Here is a 21,847-nt window from a genome sequence, read left to right on the forward strand (position 1 = left end):
TGAAGATTTACTCAAATACAATGATTATCAATTTCTTTGTATAAATTGAAATCTTTTTTCTTGTAACTTTTATCTTCCAATATTTTCTTCATTTGTTCACAATCAGTAAACTTCTCTATAATAGCTTTCAAATTTTTCTTCTTTCCCTTGTCTCTATATCTATATAAAGCCTCCTTACTATTTTTCTTAGTAATGACATAAAAATGCCACGTTGTTGATTGAAAATTAACATTGTAAGCGTAAAAGTCGTAGTTTTCACCTTTATGTATTATATAAGCACTAACCAACCTATATTTATCAGGGTCATTAAAACCAAGAATGTAGTAATTATATGGTTTTATTTCTTCTTTAAACTGTAAATAAAATCTTTTTTTAAAACTTACCGTATGTCCTATAACAAATCTCTCTATCTCATCATTGGTGTATTCAACACTCTTTTTCGTGTCTTTTCTTGTTTTTCCTTCCTTAATTCCAACACGTCCACCTTTTAATTTTGTAACGACACCTGTTAAAACTTTTCCATTTTTCAAAACCAAAGTATCGATATCATCCTTAAAATCTCTCTTTTGAGAATAAGTAGATATTGAAATGATTAGAACTAACACTGTAATAAAGTCTTTCACTTAATATTTTATTTTTTACAAATATAAATTTAATAGATCAATCTTCAACATACTCTAAAATATCAGCTGGTTGGCAATCTAATGCCTCGCAAATAGCTTCTAAAGTAGAAAAGCGCACTGCTTTAGCCTTTCCTGATTTTAAGATAGATAGGTTAGCCGTGGTAATACCAATAATTTGAGCAAGTTCTTTACTCTTCATGTCTCGCTTTACTAACATAAGGTCTAGGTTGACTACTATTGGCATAACTATATAGTTAAATCGTTTTCTTCTTCTACTGCTTTACCCTTTTCAAAAATTTTAGCCAAAATGTAAAATGCCAATCCCGCTGGAATTAAAAATGTGAATTCTCCTTTAAGCTCTCTAATAAATTTAAACGTAGAGCCATCTATTGCGGTTAAGAGAAACCTTAAGACTAGTATGCTTATTGTATAATTGATAAAAATACTTCCAATCCTTTTGAAGTATTTAATATTCTTATCACTGAAGTAATTTCCGTTTTCAACCTCTTTTAGAATAGACAGGAAATAACTAAAGCCATATATAAGGTAGCCTCGCCAAAAGAAAATAGCCGCGCTTATAGCGTAATAACTCCATTCAATGGCGTTTTTTGAAGTGAACCAATGTTCACTTTTATCTGCCGTTTTTGCCCAATTTTGAAATTTCTCAAATTGGTTAAAATCAAACTCACGCATATCATTTAAAAGGACTGAAACCGCACCTAATAAAATAGCATAAGTAATGATGGTTAATAGTTTTGTATTGTCTTTCATAATTATATTGTTAAATGGTTAGGTCGTTTTCTTGTTTTAACACATTTCCATTTTGGACAAGATCTGCCAAAACGTAAAGCCCAATACCCAAAACCAAAATAAGAAAGTCGTTTCCAATAAAGAGTTCGAAAAAATTTCTGCCTTTAAATAGTGGATTCACTACATGAAAAACAAAGTTGAAAGAGCCAGAAATAACAAATAATAAAGCTGCTCTTCTAGACCTAGAGTAGCTTTTAGTATTAAAAAATCCTTTCTTAATAAAGTCATATAGCCCAAGATGGATAAAAAAAAGACCAACTATTGTTAATAGATAAAAAAACATATCTACAAGAAAATTAACATCCTTATATGGCGCATAGTTTTGAACCTCCGCTATATTGAAAAACAGTTTGTGAAATTTTGGTTGATAATAAATATACCTTAAAAACCAAATGATATTAATTAAAAGAAGAGCAATCACAAAATAATGTAGGAACTTAATTTTTTTCATTTTATTATTGTTTAACAATAACAAATATATAAAAATTATTGATAAACAATAATTTTTTATTGTAATAAGTAATTTCAAAACTCTGTGTTATTAAGTTTTATAAACCCAATAGCTCTAATTATCTTTGATATATGCAAGACACATTCGTTACTATAGCAAGATTTCCATATTCTACTGAAGCCCAAATTGTAAAAGGCCGATTAGAGGCTGATGGTATTGAAGTTTTTCTGAGAGATAATATTACTATAGACACAGATCCTTTAGTAAGTCAAGCCATTGGTGGCGTAAAATTAAAAGTGCTTGCCAAGGATGAAGCACAAGCGAGAGCCATTCTACAATCTATTAAAACCTATGCTTTAGATGACGATGGAAATGCCATTACTTGTCCAAATTGCAATAACAATAGTGTGAACCTATATTCAACAATAACTGGTTTCAAATCTTTTTTCTCTTTTATAATTGGTTTCGTTACAGGAACTTTGCCTATCAGCGCACGTTTTCAATATAAGTGTGACGATTGCGATACTATAGTTACTACTGAAGACTAGCAACACTATCATAGGCTCTTTTCAATTTTATCACGACAGTTTCTAGTTCCTCTTCATTTAAGTGGCCATAACCTAAGCGAATAGCACAAGTGCTTTTATCTTGATAAAGAATCGTTTTAGGAAGAAACAAATTGATTTTTTCGGCTTCCTCAGCGAATCTTACTAGTGAAATGGTTTTACGAAACTGTAACCAAATCGCCAAACCACCCGAAGGTTTTTTAAACGCTACTATGTCTTCAAAATAATGTTCTAATTGCTCACACAAATAGTTGCAACGTTGTTTATATATCAAATTGTTTTTTTTGACTAGCCTATAAATTTCACCTTCAGAAATTAACTCTGCTAACATTTGCTGTTGTATTAAATCGCCTTGTTCGTCGAGTAAGCTCAGGTAGTTATTGGCTTCAGAAATTAGATTTTCTGGTGCTACCACAAAACCTGATTGAAAACTTGTAAATAATGATTGACCCATTTTACCTAGATAAATAACCATACCGTCAGCATCTGCAGTTGCCATAGGCAACATAGCAGAACCCTCAAATTGAAAATCATAATCATAATCATCTTCAATAATTGCAAAGCCATAAGACTTTGCCAATTGCAATAGCTGCAGTCGTCGCTCTGCATTTAAAGTTTCTGTCGTTGGATAATGTCTATGCGCACATACATAAACACATCTAATACTATTTTTAATAAAATGCTTTTTGATATAATCAACGTCGAGACCATGCTCGTCTACAGGAATTGTTTTTATAATTGCACCAGCCTCTTGAAAAATGGTATTTGAAGCATAATAGCTTAATTGCCCTACCAAAACCACATCATTTTGTTTAATCAATAATTGAGATACTATATAAAGACTCATTTCTGTGCTTCGCGTACTCATTATATGATTTGGATGTATATGAAATCCCCGCGTAGCGTTTAAATAATTACAAAGCTGTGCTTTAAAATTTGAAGTTGTTGTAGCAGTGGATCGATTCCAATGATGCACTAAAGACTTACGTTTCATAGCTGCACTATACCATCTCGAAAACTGATGTGTTGGATGCAATCGTAAGTCGGGCTTACCATCATTCATTACAAATGTTGCAGTTGTTTCTTGGACTGTAGACGCCAAATGAAATGATTCTTGAAAAGGAAAACCAGCTTCCGAAGGATACGAATAAGCTTGATTCACGGATTTACCAGTAGCCGTTATCTTTGCTGTGGTCTGCTCTGGCTCTAAAACAAAAGTGCCCTTATTTGCTACAATATCCACCCATCCTTGAGATGCTAGCTCATCATATATGGCTACCGCTGTATTTCTGTGTATAGTTAATAAGTTGCTTAAGGTTCGTGTACCTGGTAATTTATTGCCTTTTGATACATAACCACGTTGAATCGCATTTATAATTTGCTGAGCGACTTGGACATAGACAGGTTGCACCAAGGATTTATCAAATGATATCAGTTGTTTTAGTATGTTATTAACCGGACTATCCAACGTTTTTAAAGTGGCCTATTGAAATCGTCCGGAAAGTTACGACTTTTGCCTATTCAAACGTTAATCATATCATGAGAAAAATATATTGCCTTTCCACATTACTTTTTGCACTTAGTTTTCAGCTCAATGCACAAGATATTCCACAACAGGATCTAGACTCTATTACATTAACTGGTACACGCATCGATTTGCCTTTTAGGGAAAATTCAAGAACTATAAATATTATCACAGCAGCTGATATTAAAAACAGTGCTGCAGTAAATGTTGCTGATTTATTACAGCAAGTGGCAGGTGTAGATATAAGACGTCGTGGTACAGGTGGAAGCCAAGCCGATTTACACATTAGAGGTGGTGGTTTTGACCAGACACTTTTACTCATTGATGGTATTAAAATGGATGACGCACAAACTGGCCATCACACTATGAATGCTGCTCTGCCTATAGAAGTTATTGAGCGTATAGAGATTATAAAAGGACCTGCAGCCAGAGTTTTTGGACAAAATGCATTTACTGGAGCTATTAATATTGTCACCAAGAAGAACTTGAATAATACAGTCTCAACAAATGTCGAAACGGGCTCTTTTGGCCAGCTCAACGGGAATGTAACTGCTGGTGCGGCATTGGAAAATTCATCACATATTGTACATGTTGGGAGAGTAACTTCCGAGGGTTACAGAAATAATTCAGATTATGATAATTCAAATTATTTCCTAAAAAGCGTTTTTAACAAGAAAGAACAGCCCATTGAAATGATAGCTACATTTTTTGAGCGCAAATTTGGTGCTGAAAATTTCTACACTACCAATCCAGATTGGAATGAATACGAAGAAACCCAAAATAGCCTCATTGCATTAACAACAACGTTCAGAACGAATAAATTGAAAATTCAACCAAGAGTATATTGGAAGCGTAATCAAGATATGTTCTTGCTAAAACGTTTTGAACCTAACTTTTTTAGAAACTTTCATATTTCAGATAAAATTGGGGCCGAAGCCAATGCATCTTACACTACAGAATTGGGTATTACAGGCTTTGGCGTAGATATATCTAAAATCTATTTGAGAAGTAACAATTTAGGAAATAGAAATCGGTTTATGACTAACGTCTTTCTCGAACATCGATTCTCTCTTTTAGAAAACAAATTAGATATTACGCCTGGTGTGGCATTGACTTACTTTTCAGATTTTAAATTTCATGCCTTTCCTGGTTTAGATATTGGTTTTGATATTTCTTCAAATTTAAAAGCCTATGGAAATATTGGATATACCTACAGAATACCAACCTACACAGATTTATATTATAGCGACCCACGAACTAATGGTAATCCAGATTTAGAACCTGAAGAAGCTTTCGCCCAAGAATTAGGTATCAAGTACATTACACCCAAATTTAGAGCTACTCTTGCTGTCTTTAACAGAGATGCTAAAAACCTCATAGATTATATTAGACCTAATGCTACGGAAACTATTTTTACAGCTACCAATATAACCGAAGTAAATACTAAAGGGTTAGAATTTGACGCTGCTTATAACTTTAAATTAAACGGTTTCACACAAACACTTGCCTTCGGTTATGCCAACTTAGACGATAATATTTTAGATCAAAACGAGGAATTGTCACGTTATTCCTTAAATACGCTAAAGCACCAATACATAACGCGCTTCAGTACGCAACTATTTAAAAACATGCGTCAGAATATTGTCTATAAATATGCCGAACGAACTACTGGACAAACCTATAATGTTTGGGATGCATCATTAGTCTGGAGATTAAAACAAATGGAATTGACAATTACAGCGAGTAATATTTTTGATGCTGACTATATTGAAACTGGGTTTACACCAATGCCACCTAGTAATGTTCTATTCGGAATGCGTTATAATTTCTAGTAGAAAATATTTTAAATTTCTTGTAACAAAATTCTTTCAATCACTACTGATATATTGAAAGTAGGTCAAATATCAAATCTTATTTGATGAAAAAAGTATAGAAACGACCGTACTTTACACTAACCATCATAGTACAAATTGACATTCCTAATTTGAACAATCATAGTTCAAAAAAAGATTTCAAAAACCACGACTTAAAACGTCTTTCTTGGTGGTGATTTTGTGTCCGATTTACTTTCAGAAATTACGTGGTGATTTCTTACAATGGTCGTATATTTATTAACGCATTATAAATCTACATTGTTATGGCAGAATGGTTTTCAAACTTAGAATTTTTATCCAAAATATATTGGGCAATTGCTCTTGTTGGCTCATTGGTGTTTATAATAGTGATGCTCATGGCTTTTGCTGGTGGCGATGCAGACGATATAGGTGATGTTGATGGCGATTTTGATGGTGATGTCGGTGCTGGATTTCAATTTATAAGCTTTAAAAATCTCGTTGGCTTTTTTACCATATTTGGCTGGAGTGGCATTGCTTGCATCGATGCTGGTCTATCAAAACCATTAACCATTATCATATCCGTTGTATGTGGTTTATTGATGATGCTAATTATGGCAACACTATTCTACTTTATTCATAAACTCTCGGATAGTGGCACCTTAAACTATAAAAATGCATTAGATGCCGTTGGAGAAGTTTATTTAACAATAGGTCCAGATCGCTCTAGAATGGGAAAAGTAAGTGTTAACGTTCAGGGAACCGTTCGCGAACTCGACGCCCTCACGGATGCTATGACTGAGCTAAAATCAGGTACTATCATTAAAGTGGTTGATGTCACATCCAACGGAATTCTCATTGTCGACCATACGCGTAAACCCATTGAACCCAATCAGTCTCAAAATAAACAACTAGATAAAGGCGGAAAGCATCTATTAAGCAACGAATAATCAAAAAAACTAACTAAAATACTGAATATTAACTATTAAAATCTAAGTCCTATGATCAACTTACTCATTCAAGAAAACATTAATATGGAAGGCTTTGGCGGACCAATGCTACTCATTTTTGTGGCCTTATTTATTATTTTAACAATTATCATCTTAATAAAACGTTACAAACGCTGTCCTTCAGACCGAATTTTAGTCGTCTATGGTAAAGTTGGTGGCGGACAATCTGCCAAATGTATACATGGTGGTGCGGCTTTTATATTACCAGTTATTCAGGACTATGAATTTTTGGACTTAACACCCATTTCTATTGAAGTGAATTTGGTCAATGCGCTATCAAAACAAAACATTCGTGTTAATGTACCATCGCGTTTTACAATTGGTGTGTCTACTGAGCCAGGCGTTATGCAAAACGCTGCCGAGCGTCTATTAGGCTTAGGACAAAACGAAATACAAGATTTGGCTCAAGAAATTATTTTTGGACAATTACGTTTAGTTGTGGCTTCTATGGATATTGAAGAAATTAACTCGGACAGAGACAAATTCTTAGCTAATATTTCACAGTCTGTAGAATCAGAGCTGAAGAAAGTTGGTTTAAAATTGATTAACGTAAATATCACGGATATTGTTGACGAGTCTGGTTATATAGAGGCGCTTGGTAAAGAAGCTGCTGCTCACGCTATTAATGCAGCACGTAAATCGGTTGCCGAAAAAACAAGAGATGGTTCTATTGGTGAAGCTAATGCTGTGCAAGATGAGCGCACCCAGGTTGCAGCCGCAAATGCGCAGGCCGTTGAAGGTGAAAATACAGCGAAAATTGCAGTGGCGAATTCAGATTCCCTTCGTCGTCAGCGCGAAGCTGAAGCTGAGCGTGTTGCGATTGCAGCAGAGAAAGTACAGTCTGCAAAAGCCTTAGAAGAGTCTTATGCTGCTGAGCAACAAGCGGAATTGGCAAGAGCAGAGCGTGAGCGTTCGTCACAAATGGCTGATGTTATTGTACCTGCAGAAATTGACAAAAAGAAGGTAGAAATCGATGCTGAAGCTGAAGCAGAGCGCATTAGAAGACGTGCAAAAGGTGAAGCCGATGCTATATTATTCAAAGCTCAGGCAGAGGCAAAAGGACTTTACGAAGTCTTGACTAAGCAAGCTGCTGGTTTAGATGAAATCGTGAAGGCAGCAGGTAACAATTCTAAAGATGCCGTACTCTTATTAATTGCAGATAAATTACCAGAGTTAGTGAAAACTCAAGCAGAAGCTATTAAGAATATTAAGATTGATAAGGTAACCGTTTGGGAGAATGGCGGAGGAAAAGATGGCAAATCATCGACTTCTAACTTTATCTCTGGCATGTATAAGTCAGTACCACCTTTGCAAGAAATGTTTAATATGGCTGGTATGGATTTACCTGAGTATTTAAAAGGTAAAGACAAAAGACAGATTGATGCAGATGATGCTGAAATTGAAAAATCAAATGATAAGTAAAATGAAAAAGCTCACTGTAATGGTGGGCTTTTCCTATTGGATAGTAGATGGACAAATTTATTTTTAAAAGAAAGCTCCCTGTTTGGAAGTTAATACTTGGCTGCACCGCATTAGCAATTGGAATAATCTCTCTTTTATCTAGTTTTAAGGGCTTTATTCTTATGGGTATGGGCGTCTTCTTTCTTTTGGTTGAGGGTTCTGAATTTGATTTCAAAAATAACAGGTATCGTGAGATAAAATCAATTTTAGGGATATCTTTTGGAAAATGGAAACCTATCCCAAATATTGAATATGTTTCAGTATTTCGGACAAATGAAACCACCACCCTAAGACAGTTGTCGGCTGAGGCCAATGTCACAAACCAAATTATAAAACTAAATTTATTTTATAATACCAATCAAAAAATTGAAGCCTATAACACGTATGATGTTGATGATGCTTTTAGAAAAGCAAAAGAAATAGCATCTATATTAAATATAGACATCCTAGATGCCACGGAGCGAGAATCTAAATGGCTGTAACCATTTTTGCTATACCAAGACATGAGCCTATAAAGGCAAAGTAAGATGCAACTGGGCTAAAGAAAAATTCTAAACATAAATTAAAAATCTTTAATGGAATCACTCCATGAAAATGCATAAATTCATAGAAAATATCTTGATTAAAAACATGATTTAAGTATCGACGTTATTATCCATTAAAACTTACCGTAAATCAGGCACCACATTTAGCTGAAGCTAGTTTATATAATTATAATCACAATTTAGATTCTTAAGGAAAATATTATGGAGAAGCAATTTCAATATGTGGCTTTAATGACTGACTAAAATTATTGATAATGTCCGTAAACCCGATGGGTTTGTTCTGGAAGCATAATTGGTATGAGAGAAAAGGAAAGAGCAGGCATGTTAGTAGTTGCTAACAACTTTAAACCCACAACGAGAATTTGTTCCGATCAATTCTTTGGTAGCTATTGACGGTACACCTCTAGAAGATCAAAACCATTCGTTAAAAAAATGTAGCCAGAAACAGTTGGACGTCAGATTCGAAATATCAAGCATTGTTGCGACCAAGAGCATAAGTTTGACCTTATTGTGAAGAATCAAAGCAAAATGCAAAAGCTTTAAGATAATTCTGCCATTACATTTTTTACATGCTTGTTCTTTAGCATACCTCCTTCAGCGATATTACTCATTTGCATATGAGGTTTTGTATTAGCTTCAATAATCACAGGTCCCTTATCACTTATAGCTACATCCCAGCCAATAAATCGATTTGGTAAGGCTTTAACTCCATTTATAACCGTTTCGCAAGCTTCTTTATAAAATGGAATTTTAAAACCTTCAAATTTAAAACCACTGTCAGGGTGCTCATAAATTTCTTGCGCTCCATATTGTGGTAAAAAATGGCCCTTAGGTTTTAAAGTCCCATCATCGTGATTTATACCCACAAAAAAACCGCCTGAAGAAGCGTTGTCTACAACACTTGTTCCTATACCAAATCTCATAAAAGCACTTATGATTTCACAAGTACCCTCTAAAGTTATCAAAGTTACTAGTCTTAGGGTATTTATGGATTTCTCGTGTATTTGATTAATGGATTGATGTTGCGCAACTACTTTAGTATAAATATATTCTGAATTTAAAATGGTATCGCCTTTTTGTTTCAACTCGCTTTCTAAATTAGATTTTGAAAGTTTAAAACATCCTTTGCCACCACTTCCAGAAAGTGGTCTAAAAAAAAGCTGATTAACTTTATGATCTTCATACAACTTCTTATAAGATAGTATCAGTTGATTTAAATCAGATATTTGATGTTCAGCAGCATCACAAAATAATTTTGATTTCAAGTTATACCCAACCATCTTTGGTACTGCTAAGTCATTAGATCTACCAAATAAAGCAAACTTGAGCTTATTGTCTAGAATTTCTACGTATTCGGGATTATGTAACCTTTTATGGTCTTGAAGTTTTCTTTGTTCTTTCAGACTTAAGTAATCTAAATAATTATCCACATTCTGTCGATACAAATATTTAAAATAATAAAAAGGAATCTCCTTTTTAATAAAAATCAGAATGACGACTTCTTTAATAATCTTTAAAAAACTTTTCTTATTGGGATCTTTTAAAAAAACTTTGAATCTATTCATTAAAATTACTTTAGGCTGAGTCAAATATAATCTAAAATAAAAAGCTAATCATTCATCTAATTCATATAACAATATGCTAACATTTATATCGTTTTATTAACTTTGACTTAGTAAATCAATCGAAATTGCAATTAAATCTTCAAGATATACCTCGTGTTGAAACCATCACGAAAGCTGATTTTTTAAAACACTATTTTAAACCACAAAAGCCTGTGGTGATAGAACATTTTATAGATCATTGGCCAGCATATTCTAAATGGAGTTTGGAGTATATGAGGGAAGTAGCAGGTGATAAAACTGTTCCGCTTTATGACAATAGGCCTGTAGACTATAAAGATGGTTTTAATGAAGCACATGCTACCATGAAAATGAGTGACTATGTGGATTTATTAAAACGTGAACCCACAAAATTCAGGATTTTCCTTTGGAATATTTTAAAGGAGGTCCCAGAGCTTCAAAAAGATTTTAGCTATCCAGATTTTGGGCTTCGGTTAATGAAAGGTTTGCCTATGCTCTTTTTCGGAGGTACAGATTCCTATACTTTCATGCACTATGATATTGATTTGGCCAATATCTTTCATTTTCATTTTGAAGGCAAAAAACAATGTATTCTTTTCGATCAGAAACAGAACAACTATTTATATAAAGTTCCACATTCATTAATCACACGAGAAGATATAGATTTTGCCAATCCAGATTTTAAAAAATGGCCAGCACTTAAACATGCCAAAGGTTGGATTTGTGACTTAAAACATGGTGAAGTATTATATATGCCAGAGGGTTATTGGCATTATATGCGCTATATCACACCTGGCTTCTCTATGAGCCTTAGAGCTATAGCTAGAAATCCTAAGAACTTAGGAAAAGCATTGTATAATGTATTTTTAATGCGCAATTATGACAATTTAATGCGACGCGTTCAAGGACAGAAATGGATCGATTGGAAGAACGAAAAAGCAATAATCAACACGAATAGGTTCGTTTAATTTCTTTCTAATTGCTATGACGTCAGGAATCTAAAATTTGTATATTAGCCCACATTTTTAAAAATCATGAACATGAAAAAAATTGTTATAATAGCAGCATTATTGGCGTTTAGTTTTGGCAACTCACAAGCGTTTGAGGGCAAAGGAGACCAAAAATTCCAGATTGGTGCGAATTTTCAAGATGAAGCCACAGGAATCAATGTCACTTACGACTATGGCTTAGGCGAAAATATTTCCATTGGTGTATCCTCTTCTTATGCACTGGGTATCGATGACCGTTTGGATGCAGATTTTGGAGACCGTTTTGATATTAAAGGTCGTTTTAATGCCAACTTAGGGAGCGTATTGAATATTGATGAGAATTTCGATTTTTATCCTGGCCTCAGCTTAAGTTTAAAGAATTTTGGCGGTCATGTAGGCGCACGTTATTTCTTCTCTGAAGGCTTTGGAATATATACGGAAGCAGCATTTCCATTAGCGAAATATGATGATGACAAAACAGACGTTGGTTATTATATATATAACCAGTTTACTTTAAATATCGGTGCTACTTTCAACCTATAACAGCACTTAAAAGCAACTATGATATTAGAGCCTTTTCATTAATTTGGAAAGGCTTTTTTCATAAATACTCATTGAGTTTTTCGTAAATAAAATGAGACTCCCAACCTCTATAGAGCAGGTAGTCGGCTACTTTTCTTTTTTTCTTGTAGATATTTTTTTCTTTCACTTGTGATATACGTTTTCTCACAAGTTCATCAAGGGTTTGTTGGTAAGTGCCCTGATCAATTTCTTTTAAAGCACTATCGATACTATATTTAGAAATCTCTCTAAACTTTAGTTCTCTAACCAAACGATTTTTTCCCCATTTCTTAATCCTGAATTTACCTCTTATAAAAGCCTTGGCAAACCGTTCTTCATTGAGATAGTTGTTCTGAATGAGGTGTACAGTGATTTTATCTATAGCTTCAGGAATCATTCGCATGCCCCAAAGCTTATCCCTCACCTCTTTATGGCAACGCTCTTGATAAGCACAGTAATTTTCGAGCTTTTTTTGTGCTTCATCGACAGTATAGGTTTTTTGCGGATTCATGAGTACGAAAGTATAACATTTTGATTATAATTTCTCACCTTACAACTCCCTGATTAACAACGAATTTAATATATCTTTGTAATTAGTTTTTAGTTAATTAATCCCTATAACAAGAACTACGCTCTTTGCTTTATAGTATCCCTAATATTATAATTAGAAGCCTCAATGTGAGGTTTTTTTAGAATGAATACTTTAGTGCTAAAATCAAGTTTCTACCTGCGGCTGCGATACCAGAAGAATAAGGTCTATAGCGTTGGTCCGTAATATTTTCCAAGCTAGCCGTAATAGTAAATTTATTTTTAAAATTGTATTGCGTTCTAAAATTTAAAGTATGCCACGATGGTGAATAAGGATTTCCGTTTTCATCTTTAGCATACAAATAGTCTTTTGACAATTCTGATGGTGCCAGCTGATTAAATGATAATTCGTTATTGTAAACTAAAAAAGCATCAAACAGCAGTTTATCATTCTTCCAAATAAAATGAGTTCTTCCAAAATTTGGAGCGACATGTCTTATAGGCACTTCTAGGCCATCATTATCTTCAGTGCCACCTATAATATTGTATTGCGACCTCAACTTAAGTTTTTTTGAAAAATTGATTTCTACACCAGCTTCAAAACCGTAAATCCAAGCTTTGGAAGCATTTTGTATGGCCTGTACCGTACTCAATTCGCCATCATAAATAATTTCTGTTTGCCCGTTAAGTTCAAAATCCCTGCGAATTAACGCATTATCCAAAAAAGTATAGTAAGTGGCCATGTCTACAATGACCTTATCATTAAAATTAAGCTTAAGACCTAACTCACCACCATAAGCATATTCAGCCTTTAAGTCTTTATTAGGTACGACGACTGCACCTGGTTCTGAATCAAACACCTTACCTATATCATCTATATTAGGAGCTCTAAAAGCTGTTGATGCATTTAACTTCCATTGCATGATGTCACTTGGTGACCAAGTTATACCAGCGGTACCCGTTAACGCTCCTGTATTTATCTCTGCATCATTGAATGGTAGATTTAAAAACGTATTGTTCTCCGTAAAATCTGCTTTAGCGATAACTTGATTATATCTTAAACCAGACTGAAACACAAATTTTGGATTGGGCTTATACTTAAGGCTTGCATAACCAGCTAAAGATTGCCAAGTTGCTCCATTTGGATATCGAGTTACGTTGGGAATAGATGTATTAGTTTCAATATTCTCTTCTTTGCCTTCGGAACCAACGGTATTATACAAATATTCCAAGCCATAAAAAATACTAGTTTTTGGATTAAGTTTTTTTTCTAAATCGAGATTAAAAGAAATAACGTCCACATTTTCCGCTCTAACTTCGCGCAATGGTGATTGAAAATCTCTATCACTTCTACTTTCTTGAAAATTTTGAAATGCTGCAGCTGCATGTATTTTATCGTAAAGATTAGAGCTACTGCTTGTTTTGGTCACCTGAAAGTTTCCCATAAACCATTCTTGCGGTCCATATTCCCATTCCGCAGAACGGAGCATATTGTCTTGGGGCCTCAGTAACCTATCATATCTTGGATAATCTGAAGTTGTCGTATAATACAATCCTAAATCAAAATTAAGATTGTCGGAAGGCTCATAACGTACTTTCTGCATCAAGTTAATCTGGCTGTATGCAGTTGGTGTTTGTAATTTATCATCTGAATTGGCAACAATAAGATCTTCTCCATTCTCTCTAACGACATATGCTGTTCGTAAATAGTCATCTGGGCCATGACTTCCCATTCTTAAATCATTGAAGTCCGTATAACTTACATTGGTTAAAAATGCCCATTTTTTATAGCCAAGGTTAAGGTCAAAATGTCCGGTTTTCTCTCGATTAGCACTAGCATACCTCATTAAGCCACTACCATTTAAATATAAATCGTCTTTGTAAGATAGTTGCGGTTTCTTAGTGTAAAAACTCATAACACCACCAATAGCATCACTTCCATAAACCACAGAACCTGCGCCTAAGGTCACTTCGGTGTTTTTTATGGACAATGGATCAATTGATATGACATTTTGCAAATTCCCACCTCTAAAAATAGCATTGTTCATTCTAACACCATCTACCGTAATTAGAAGTCTATTAGTAGAAAAACCTCTAATCATTGGACTTCCACCACCTAGCTGGCTTTTCTGGACAAAAATATTTCCCGTATTTTCCAACAAATCTGCACTAGTCTGTGGATTAGCTAATGCTATTTCTTTGGCACTTATACTCTTTATAGTTTGCGGAACATCTCTTTTGTTTTGTTCGAATTTACTTGCAGAGATAACTATTTGCTTTAGACCCTCCACTTTTGGTCTTAGATAGATGATGTAATTTCTTTGAGCAATTTCAGACTTTTTCAATTGAATTTTTTCATACAACAAGTTCTGAAAATAGATGGTTTCACTATCGTTAAAACTATCTAATTTTGCTTTACCATTCAAATCTGTAACAACAGATTTGGTCTTATTAAAATTATATAGTGTAACTCCTGGAATTGGTTCATTAGTCTGTCCCTCAAACACAGTAACCGTCTGAGAAAACCCAATCTGTAAGAACAGAAATAAAGCAAGGCTAAATATCGTATTGCATTTTGATTTTATGCACATCTTCATTAAAATCTATTCGTAGAATTGCTTAATGAAATACGTCATTAAGTACTTGTAATGATTTTGGTTTTTTAAAACCATCCAAATGTAATTCAAAATAATGCAATAACATATTTAAAAACTCGCGTCTTTGTTTTGCACTTACTTTTATAGTATGTAATGCATCAAAATTTATGCCCAACAAGCGTTTTAATAGTGTTAAATTTTGCCCAGAAATTGAATATATACTTGTGTTAACAGCTTCAAAAACGCCAGATTCCAAATTAAAATAAGAAAGGTTAGACGTTCTTTTTTCTGGCTGAAATCCTAAATATTGGGTTAATTTTAGTAGGAACAACAAATGAAAATTTGAGTACTGCTCTTCGTTATCGAGATATTGCAAGGCCGTCTTAATGTAGTTGTAAAGTCCATCATTATTTTCCTCTTCCTTGAGTACATTAGAAAGTATTTCGGCTAAAAATAATACGATAGCACTTTTGTAGATATTTGTATGTAGGCTTTTATAGATGTAATTAGGCTTTACTTCTTTTACTCCATGAAGAGACTGGTTGGGTTTGAAATTTTCTACTATCTGTAACTGAGATAAAGCCTGAAAATATACAGTTTTTGTTTGGCCTTTTTTTGATTTTAAGACACCTCTTAATATGTAGCTAACTACTCCTCTTTTCTGAGTGTAGCATTTTACTATTAAATCGTAATCTCTATACTTCAATTTTGAAAGTACGATAATATTGTTTTCCGTAAGCATATTTATCTTACTATAAGTACTTTGAGCACTTTAGTTTCAAAAGAGTCTAAATCGGAAATCATTACTAGATACACGCCAGATCTTACCACAGCATTAGCAAGATTCCTGCCGTTCCAAACAGCAGTACCACCATCAATGGCAAAATTGTAATTAGCACTAGATGACCTTAAGTTAATATTAGATTGTGCTTCGGTCACTAAATTTCCTTCAATATCTGTGATCTTTATATTGACACTATCTGTGAGACCACTAATCTTAATACCTTTGTTTACATCATTCAGATCATTAAATCCAAGTAAATCATATTCTGGTCGCACTGGGTTTGGATAAATAAAAGCATTTTCTAAGGTATCCTCTGGCTTGGAACCTCCAGCTCTAAATGATAACAGTCCTTTGGTGGTTGCAATGTAAACCACTCCATTATTTGGATCTATGGATATGTCGTTGATTCGATTGGATGGTAAGGGTGAATTATCTGTTGTAAAATGATAGATAGTTCTTTGTCCATCTGGTGAGAAATAGAATACACCTGAATCCACAGTGCCAACCCACTTGTTGTTAGAACCATCTACTTCAATATCCCTTATGGTTTGTCCTTCTAATAGTTCTTTTGGTATGCCGTCTTCTAAAATTATGATTGAACTCAATGTCGGGTTGGGATCATCGTAGAATCCAGAAGTGTTAAATAATACTCTTAAACCAAAAAATGTACCGACCCACAGTTGATTTCTATTATCTACTGCTACTGAGGTAACTCTTGGGAATGATAAATTCTGCTCTTCGGACGAAATATTTCTAAGAGGGCTATCAGTAATATTTTCATTGTAGGCATAAAGCCCATTAGAATAACCGCCAATCCACTTAGTACCATTATTGTCTATATCTATGTCATAAAAACCAAACTCATCTCCACTATCTTCAATGATAGCAGAAAAATTATACCCTTGCCAATTTCCAGAAATAGGATCATACGATTTTAAAGGATTAGGAGCACGAGATGTCAAAGACCATAGTACCCCATTTCTATCAAAAGTATTTGCAGAAACCCTAATACTAGAGTTTTGGTCTGATATGGGCTCTAAACCACTATTTTGTTGATTGTACAGTATTGAAGGTTCAAAATCATTTATTTCCAATATGCCATTTAAGAATGAGCTTACAAAAACCTGATTTGGATTAAAAGGATTCGTAGAAATCTCAGAAAGATTGCTTGCACCTAAAACACTATCATAAGGAATTGTAGTCCATTCATCATCTCGAAAATAACTCAAACCTCTATTCCTTACTGGTGAAGGATTAAAGGATTCTGTATAATCTCCAAAACTAGTCCAGACCGTTTCAGTCTCTGCGTTGATCCTGAAAATTTCATTAAACAGGGGGCCATTTGGTTTTATCTCTTGATAAAACGTATTGTCATTAATTGAACTTCTCAACACTCCAAAATCCTGAGTACCTATATAAACAAAATCCCCCAATTGAGCAGCTGAAGTAAAGTTTGTGGCATAGTCTGAGGTTGGCTGGTAACTATTAATTAGGAGAATGTCCTCATTATAAATATAAACTGTATTTGAAGTGGATATAATCAAATTCGAATTATTCACCTCAGCGTCTTCTGGCAATACATCCAACACCAATAATTGATTAAAAACAGAACCGTCAATTTCAAACAATGCCCTATTGTCTCTTATGGCATAAACTTTATCAATAAGGGCAGTGGTTGTTATAAAATTACCTTGTAAAATTGTTTGCCATTGAGAAAAATCAATAAGATTTGGGTTATTTAAGTCTGCTTTTTTTAATCCATTATTACTTGAACAAGCCGCATATATCTCCTCATTTAAAACCGCCACTTGATTCACTTTAATTTGAGTGCCTCCATTACCCAAAAAATAAGTGTCTCCAAACTCTAAGGCATCTAAGTCGTAAACTGAAATTCCAAAATCTGTAGATATAAAAACTGAGCCGTCATATTCATAAAAATGATTGATTCTCTTGTTTGCTGGTGTAATATTCTCTTTCTCCAAAATATCTACGACAGATAAGACAGATTCGTCAGTCTCAGAAAACACTTCTATTAAGCCGGTTTCATAACCAACTAGTAGGTTTTGGTACACTTCACTATAGTATATGGTGGTTATCTGCTCTCCTGACAACCCATCAACAGTAGTAATTGTTTTGAGTTCATCAGTCCCTACATCGTACTGAAAAATTGCATTTTGTGCTGCTGTATATATTTTGTTATCGCCACTGACAACGTCTACTATATCATTATAAGAGTAATGAGCTGTCCATAAGGATGAAAATTCCTGAGAATAACTTTTAAGAGATAATCCCAAAAGGAATACTATTATTTTAAAAGTGGCTTTATTCATTAATAATTTTTGTAGCTCAAATATATCTAATAGTAACGATAATATATTATTTATCATATGCAATAGATATAAAAAAACTCCCATGAAAACATGGGAGCTTATATGAATTAATGATAATTACAGTTACACAACACCTTGAGCTAGCATGGCATCAGCAACTTTAACGAAGCCAGCAATATTAGCTCCTTTGATGTAATCAATAGAGCCATCTTCACTTTTTCCATATTTTACGCACGAGTCATGAATATCTTCCATGATATCTTTCAATCTTTCGTCAACTTCTTTTCTTGACCAGCTTAAACGAAGTGAGTTTTGACTCATTTCTAATCCAGAGGTTGCAACGCCACCTGCATTTGACGCTTTTCCTGGTGCAAATAAGATTTTCGCATTTTGAAATTCATGAATTGCTTCTGGTGTAGATGGCATATTGGCTCCTTCAGAAACACACATGCATCCATTTTCTATTAATTGTTTGGCTTCATCGCCATTTAACTCATTTTGAGTGGCACATGGTAAAGCAATATCACATTTAACAGACCAGGGCCTTTCTTCTTTAAAATATTTAGCATTAGGATATTTTTCTACGTATTCACTTATTCTTCCACGTTTATCATTTTTAAGATGCATAACAAATTCCAGTTTCGCAGTATCTATGCCTTCCTCATCTAAAATATACCCTCCTGAATCAGAGAATGTTAAAACAGTCGCACCTAATTCAATAGCTTTTTCGGCAGCATATTGCGCAACATTACCAGAACCAGAAATCACGACTTTCTTTCCATCAAAGGAATCATTTTTGGTTTTCAGCATGTTTTCTGCAAAGTAAACGTTTCCATATCCTGTTGCTTCTGGTCTTATTAACGATCCACCCCAAGATTGTCCTTTTCCAGTTAGTACACCTGTAAAACTATTTTTTAATTTTTTATACATTCCAAACATAAAGCCTATTTCCCTTGCACCTACTCCAATATCTCCTGCTGGCACGTCGGTATTATGACCAATATGTCTAGACAATTCACTCATAAACGAATGACAGAATCGCATTATTTCATTATCTGATTTTCCTTTAGGGTCAAAATCAGAACCACCTTTACCACCACCCATGGGTAAAGTAGTCAAGGCATTTTTAAATACTTGTTCAAAAGCCAAAAACTTTAGAATACTAGCATTCACCGTCGGATGGAACCTAAGACCTCCCTTATATGGACCTATAGCCGAGTTCATTTGAATTCTATAGCCTCTATTGACCTGTATTTCTCCACTATCGTCAACCCAACATACTCTAAAAGAAATCAATCTTTCTGGCTCTACCATTCGTAATAGAATGTTTTTACCATGATATATATCGTGCTCTACAATATATGGAATAACCGTTTCTGCTACCTCTTGTACAGCCTGCAGAAATTCAGGTTCGTGCCCATTGCGCTCCTTTACAAGATCTAAAAAAGCTTCAATTTTGTCTTTCATATAAAAAATTGTTAAGAAATTGTGATTTATTGGGTACAAAGATACATTATCTGTAAAAATAAGCCTTCATTTTTTTCATATTCTCAATTAGATTTTAAAACAAAATTTGAGCTAAAATTCTTCAATCTAATAATAAAAATGCATTTTATCCGTTTTATTTGGTGTTTCGTCGATATTTTTTATATTTGTCCATTAATACATAGAATTATCTTCAAGCTATATGGCAATAGACACTAAAAAACTTTACGCTGCATTTGTATTTATTCTTGCAATGCAATTAAGTTATTCCCAACTGGGTTTTTCTCACGAACTAGGTGTTATTGTTGGACCCGTAGCATATCAATCGGACTTCGGAGTCAGATCAGATTTTGAAACCAACTCGGGAAATGCAGGCTTTGGTATTGGAATAGTTCACTACATTAATTTTTCTTATAGATCAGATTGTAATTGCTACACTACGAAGAAGTATTTTAATGACCATTTTAAGTTAAGAAGTGAAATTTCATGGAATAAGACTAAACTTGAACATTTTGGCGAATTTGTTGCTGAAGACCAGCTGACCGAAAATGCGGAACGTTTAAGAACACATTCTGGAGAAGCTCAAAATTGGGATATCGGAATGCAATTAGAGTTTTTCCCTAGGAGTATTAGAGGTTTCTCAGCTGGCGTTTATAAGTTCGCTCCATTTGCGAGTCTTGGTGCTCACTATGTATCTTACAACCCAAGCGTCACTACCACCTATGTGAGTTCAGATCCTTTAAATCCAAATGATGTGGGTAATATTGAAGATCCAAACAATTTTTACCAATTATGGGAACCTGGTTCTATATCTGATCAAAGCGGCACTACATGGTCTATTGTAGGAAGCATTGGAACAAGATATAAATTATCCATTTTATCTGATTTAATGATCGATTTAAGATTTCAGTACATGTTCAGTGACTGGACAGACGGTCTTAATCATCAATTGCCCTCGAATCAAAATAATGACTGGTTGGTATGGCTTAACTTTGGTTATATCTATTATATAGATTAGACTATTCTATTGCCATTTTTAAGTCTTCAATCAAATCGAATTTATCTTCTATACCAACACTCAGGCGTATAAGAGCATCTACAACTCCTGTCTTTTCGCGTTCTTCTTTCGGAATACTCGCATGCGTCATGCTCGCAGGATGGCCAGCTAAGGACTCAACACCACCAAGAGATTCAGCAAGTGTGAAAACCTTTAACTTCTTAACGATTTTAATTGCTTCTTCATAGTTATTCTCTTTTGTTGTAAATGACACCATACCGCCAAAATCATCCATTTGGGATTTTGCAATATCATGATTTGGGTGGGTCTCAAAACCTGGCCAATACACTTTTTTAATTTTAGGATGCTTAGCCAAAAACTCTGCCACGGCTTTTCCGTTTTCGCAATGGCGTTGCATGCGTACATGCAAAGTTTTAATTCCTCTTAAAACCAAAAATGCATCTTGTGGGCCACAGATTGCGCCACTTGCATTTTGTATAAAATAGAGGCGATTGGCTAATCCTTGATCTTTAACCACCAAGGCTCCCATAACTACATCGCTATGACCTCCAAGATATTTAGTCGCCGAATGCATAGCGATATCAGCACCTAAATCCAATGGCCTTTGTAAATACGGTGTTGCAAACGTATTATCAACAGCCAACAAAACATCATGCTTTCTCGCTATCTTAGAAACGGCAACTATATCTATAATGTTCATCATTGGATTAGTTGGTGTTTCCACCCAAATCAACTTAGTATCTGGAGTGATATATTCTTCGATTTTTTTAGTATTACCCATTCCGATGAAATGAAATTTTATTCCAAAATCTTCATAAATCTTTGTGAATAAACGATAGGTGCCTCCATATAGATCGTTGGTTGAAACGACTTCATCTCCAGGTTGTAATAATTTTAAAACTGCATCAATGGAAGCTAAACCAGAACTAAATGCCAAACCGTATTTCCCATTTTCAATACTAGCAAAAGCGTTTTCAAGTGCATTACGAGTTGGGTTATGCGTTCTTGAGTATTCATAGCCTTTATGACCTCCTGGAGCAGACTGCGCATATGTTGTGGTCTGATAGATTGGTGGCATTACAGCACCATAAGCTGGATCATGTTCTTGCCCTCCATGTATCGTTTTTGTATTAAATTTCATATTGTAAA

General features: G+C 34.3%; 20 protein-coding genes and 1 pseudogene. 9 read left to right on the forward strand and 12 right to left on the reverse strand.

The window, feature by feature from the left end:
* Positions 1-11: 11 nt before the first annotated feature.
* The 4 genes from H7F21_RS00985 to H7F21_RS01000 are packed head-to-tail and all read right to left on the reverse strand — an operon-like array spanning position 12 to position 1,884.
* The gene (locus H7F21_RS00985) at positions 12-623 is read right to left on the reverse strand and encodes a hypothetical protein (RefSeq protein WP_185787374.1); all 612 of its coding nucleotides are present in this window, start codon (positions 621-623) and stop codon (positions 12-14) included.
* A gap of 37 nt (positions 624-660) precedes the next feature.
* Entirely contained in the window at positions 661-867 is a 207-nt protein-coding gene (locus H7F21_RS00990) for a helix-turn-helix domain-containing protein (RefSeq protein ID WP_185787375.1), read from the reverse strand.
* Positions 868-869: 2 nt separating this feature from the next.
* The gene (locus H7F21_RS00995) at positions 870-1,394 is read right to left on the reverse strand and encodes a DUF2975 domain-containing protein (protein ID WP_185787376.1); all 525 of its coding nucleotides are present in this window, start codon (positions 1,392-1,394) and stop codon (positions 870-872) included.
* 10 nt (positions 1,395-1,404) lie between these two features.
* Positions 1,405-1,884, reverse strand: coding sequence for a DUF2975 domain-containing protein (locus H7F21_RS01000; protein ID WP_185787377.1), 480 nt, complete (start codon positions 1,882-1,884; stop codon positions 1,405-1,407).
* A 131-nt stretch (positions 1,885-2,015) separates the two neighbouring features.
* Between H7F21_RS01000 and H7F21_RS01005 the strand changes: the two genes are divergently transcribed.
* Positions 2,016-2,432, forward strand: a complete 417-nt coding sequence (locus tag H7F21_RS01005; protein ID WP_185787378.1) for a putative signal transducing protein — start codon at positions 2,016-2,018, stop codon at positions 2,430-2,432.
* Here H7F21_RS01005 and H7F21_RS01010 read toward each other — a convergent pair.
* Positions 2,419-3,918 carry an aminotransferase-like domain-containing protein gene (locus H7F21_RS01010; RefSeq protein ID WP_185787379.1) on the reverse strand — a complete coding sequence of 500 codons (1,500 nt, stop codon included), beginning with the start codon at positions 3,916-3,918 and terminating at the stop codon, positions 2,419-2,421. The genes H7F21_RS01005 and H7F21_RS01010 overlap by 14 nt on opposite strands.
* A 71-nt stretch (positions 3,919-3,989) precedes the next feature.
* Here H7F21_RS01010 and H7F21_RS01015 point away from each other — a divergent pair, with 71 nt between their 5' ends.
* The 5 genes and pseudogenes from H7F21_RS01015 to H7F21_RS17315 form a co-directional block, all read left to right on the forward strand.
* A complete protein-coding gene (locus tag H7F21_RS01015) occupies positions 3,990-5,807 on the forward strand; it encodes a TonB-dependent receptor plug domain-containing protein (RefSeq protein WP_185787380.1) in 1,818 nt (605 codons plus the stop codon).
* Between the two features lie 305 nt (positions 5,808-6,112).
* Entirely contained in the window at positions 6,113-6,757 is a 645-nt protein-coding gene (locus H7F21_RS01020) for a hypothetical protein (RefSeq protein WP_185787381.1), read from the forward strand.
* A 51-nt stretch (positions 6,758-6,808) separates the two neighbouring features.
* Positions 6,809-8,239 carry a flotillin family protein gene (locus tag H7F21_RS01025; RefSeq protein WP_185787382.1) on the forward strand — a complete coding sequence of 477 codons (1,431 nt, stop codon included), beginning with the start codon at positions 6,809-6,811 and terminating at the stop codon, positions 8,237-8,239.
* 47 nt (positions 8,240-8,286) lie between these two features.
* Positions 8,287-8,760: a hypothetical protein gene (locus H7F21_RS01030; protein ID WP_185787383.1), complete on the forward strand. Its 474-nt coding sequence runs from the start codon at positions 8,287-8,289 to the stop codon at positions 8,758-8,760.
* Positions 8,761-8,942: 182 nt separating this feature from the next.
* Positions 8,943-9,238 (forward strand): annotated as a pseudogene (locus tag H7F21_RS17315) (biotin synthase BioB); the annotation flags it as partial.
* Between the two features lie 124 nt (positions 9,239-9,362).
* On the opposite strand, the gene H7F21_RS01035 reads toward H7F21_RS17315, so the two are convergent.
* Positions 9,363-10,388 carry a sugar-transfer associated ATP-grasp domain-containing protein gene (locus tag H7F21_RS01035; RefSeq protein ID WP_185787384.1) on the reverse strand — a complete coding sequence of 342 codons (1,026 nt, stop codon included), beginning with the start codon at positions 10,386-10,388 and terminating at the stop codon, positions 9,363-9,365.
* A gap of 125 nt (positions 10,389-10,513) precedes the next feature.
* Here H7F21_RS01035 and H7F21_RS01040 point away from each other — a divergent pair, with 125 nt between their 5' ends.
* Together H7F21_RS01040 and H7F21_RS01045 are read left to right on the forward strand one after the other, a co-directional pair.
* Entirely contained in the window at positions 10,514-11,374 is an 861-nt protein-coding gene (locus tag H7F21_RS01040) for a cupin-like domain-containing protein (RefSeq protein WP_185787385.1), read from the forward strand.
* Positions 11,375-11,446: 72 nt separating this feature from the next.
* Positions 11,447-11,938 (forward strand): DUF6646 family protein, encoded by a 492-nt coding sequence (locus H7F21_RS01045; protein WP_185787386.1) that lies wholly within the window; start codon positions 11,447-11,449, stop codon positions 11,936-11,938.
* Positions 11,939-11,996: 58 nt separating this feature from the next.
* Here the strand turns inward: H7F21_RS01045 and H7F21_RS01050 are convergent, their stop codons facing one another.
* The 5 genes from H7F21_RS01050 to gdhA form a co-directional block, all read right to left on the reverse strand.
* Positions 11,997-12,467 carry a regulatory protein RecX gene (locus H7F21_RS01050; RefSeq protein WP_185787387.1) on the reverse strand — a complete coding sequence of 157 codons (471 nt, stop codon included), beginning with the start codon at positions 12,465-12,467 and terminating at the stop codon, positions 11,997-11,999.
* Between the two features lie 178 nt (positions 12,468-12,645).
* Positions 12,646-15,081 (reverse strand): TonB-dependent receptor, encoded by a 2,436-nt coding sequence (locus H7F21_RS01055; RefSeq protein WP_185787388.1) that lies wholly within the window; start codon positions 15,079-15,081, stop codon positions 12,646-12,648.
* Between the two features lie 22 nt (positions 15,082-15,103).
* Positions 15,104-15,823, reverse strand: a complete 720-nt coding sequence (gene recO, locus H7F21_RS01060) for a DNA repair protein RecO (RefSeq protein WP_185787389.1) — start codon at positions 15,821-15,823, stop codon at positions 15,104-15,106.
* Between the two features lie 2 nt (positions 15,824-15,825).
* Positions 15,826-18,195 (reverse strand): type IX secretion system anionic LPS delivery protein PorZ, encoded by a 2,370-nt coding sequence (gene porZ / locus H7F21_RS01065; protein WP_185787390.1) that lies wholly within the window; start codon positions 18,193-18,195, stop codon positions 15,826-15,828.
* Between the two features lie 123 nt (positions 18,196-18,318).
* Positions 18,319-19,662 (reverse strand): NADP-specific glutamate dehydrogenase, encoded by a 1,344-nt coding sequence (gdhA, locus tag H7F21_RS01070; protein ID WP_185787391.1) that lies wholly within the window; start codon positions 19,660-19,662, stop codon positions 18,319-18,321.
* A 220-nt stretch (positions 19,663-19,882) separates the two neighbouring features.
* Between gdhA and H7F21_RS01075 the strand changes: the two genes are divergently transcribed.
* On the forward strand, positions 19,883-20,698 hold the full coding sequence (locus tag H7F21_RS01075) for a THC0290_0291 family protein (protein WP_185787392.1): 816 nt from the start codon (positions 19,883-19,885) through the stop codon (positions 20,696-20,698).
* A gap of 1 nt (position 20,699) precedes the next feature.
* Here the strand turns inward: H7F21_RS01075 and H7F21_RS01080 are convergent, their stop codons facing one another.
* Positions 20,700-21,839 (reverse strand): cystathionine gamma-synthase, encoded by a 1,140-nt coding sequence (locus tag H7F21_RS01080; protein WP_185787393.1) that lies wholly within the window; start codon positions 21,837-21,839, stop codon positions 20,700-20,702.
* Positions 21,840-21,847 lie beyond the last annotated feature (8 nt).

Origin of the sequence: Winogradskyella flava (genome assembly GCF_014243395.1) — a bacterium.
Taxonomy (GTDB): Bacteria; Bacteroidota; Bacteroidia; order Flavobacteriales; family Flavobacteriaceae; genus Winogradskyella; species Winogradskyella flava.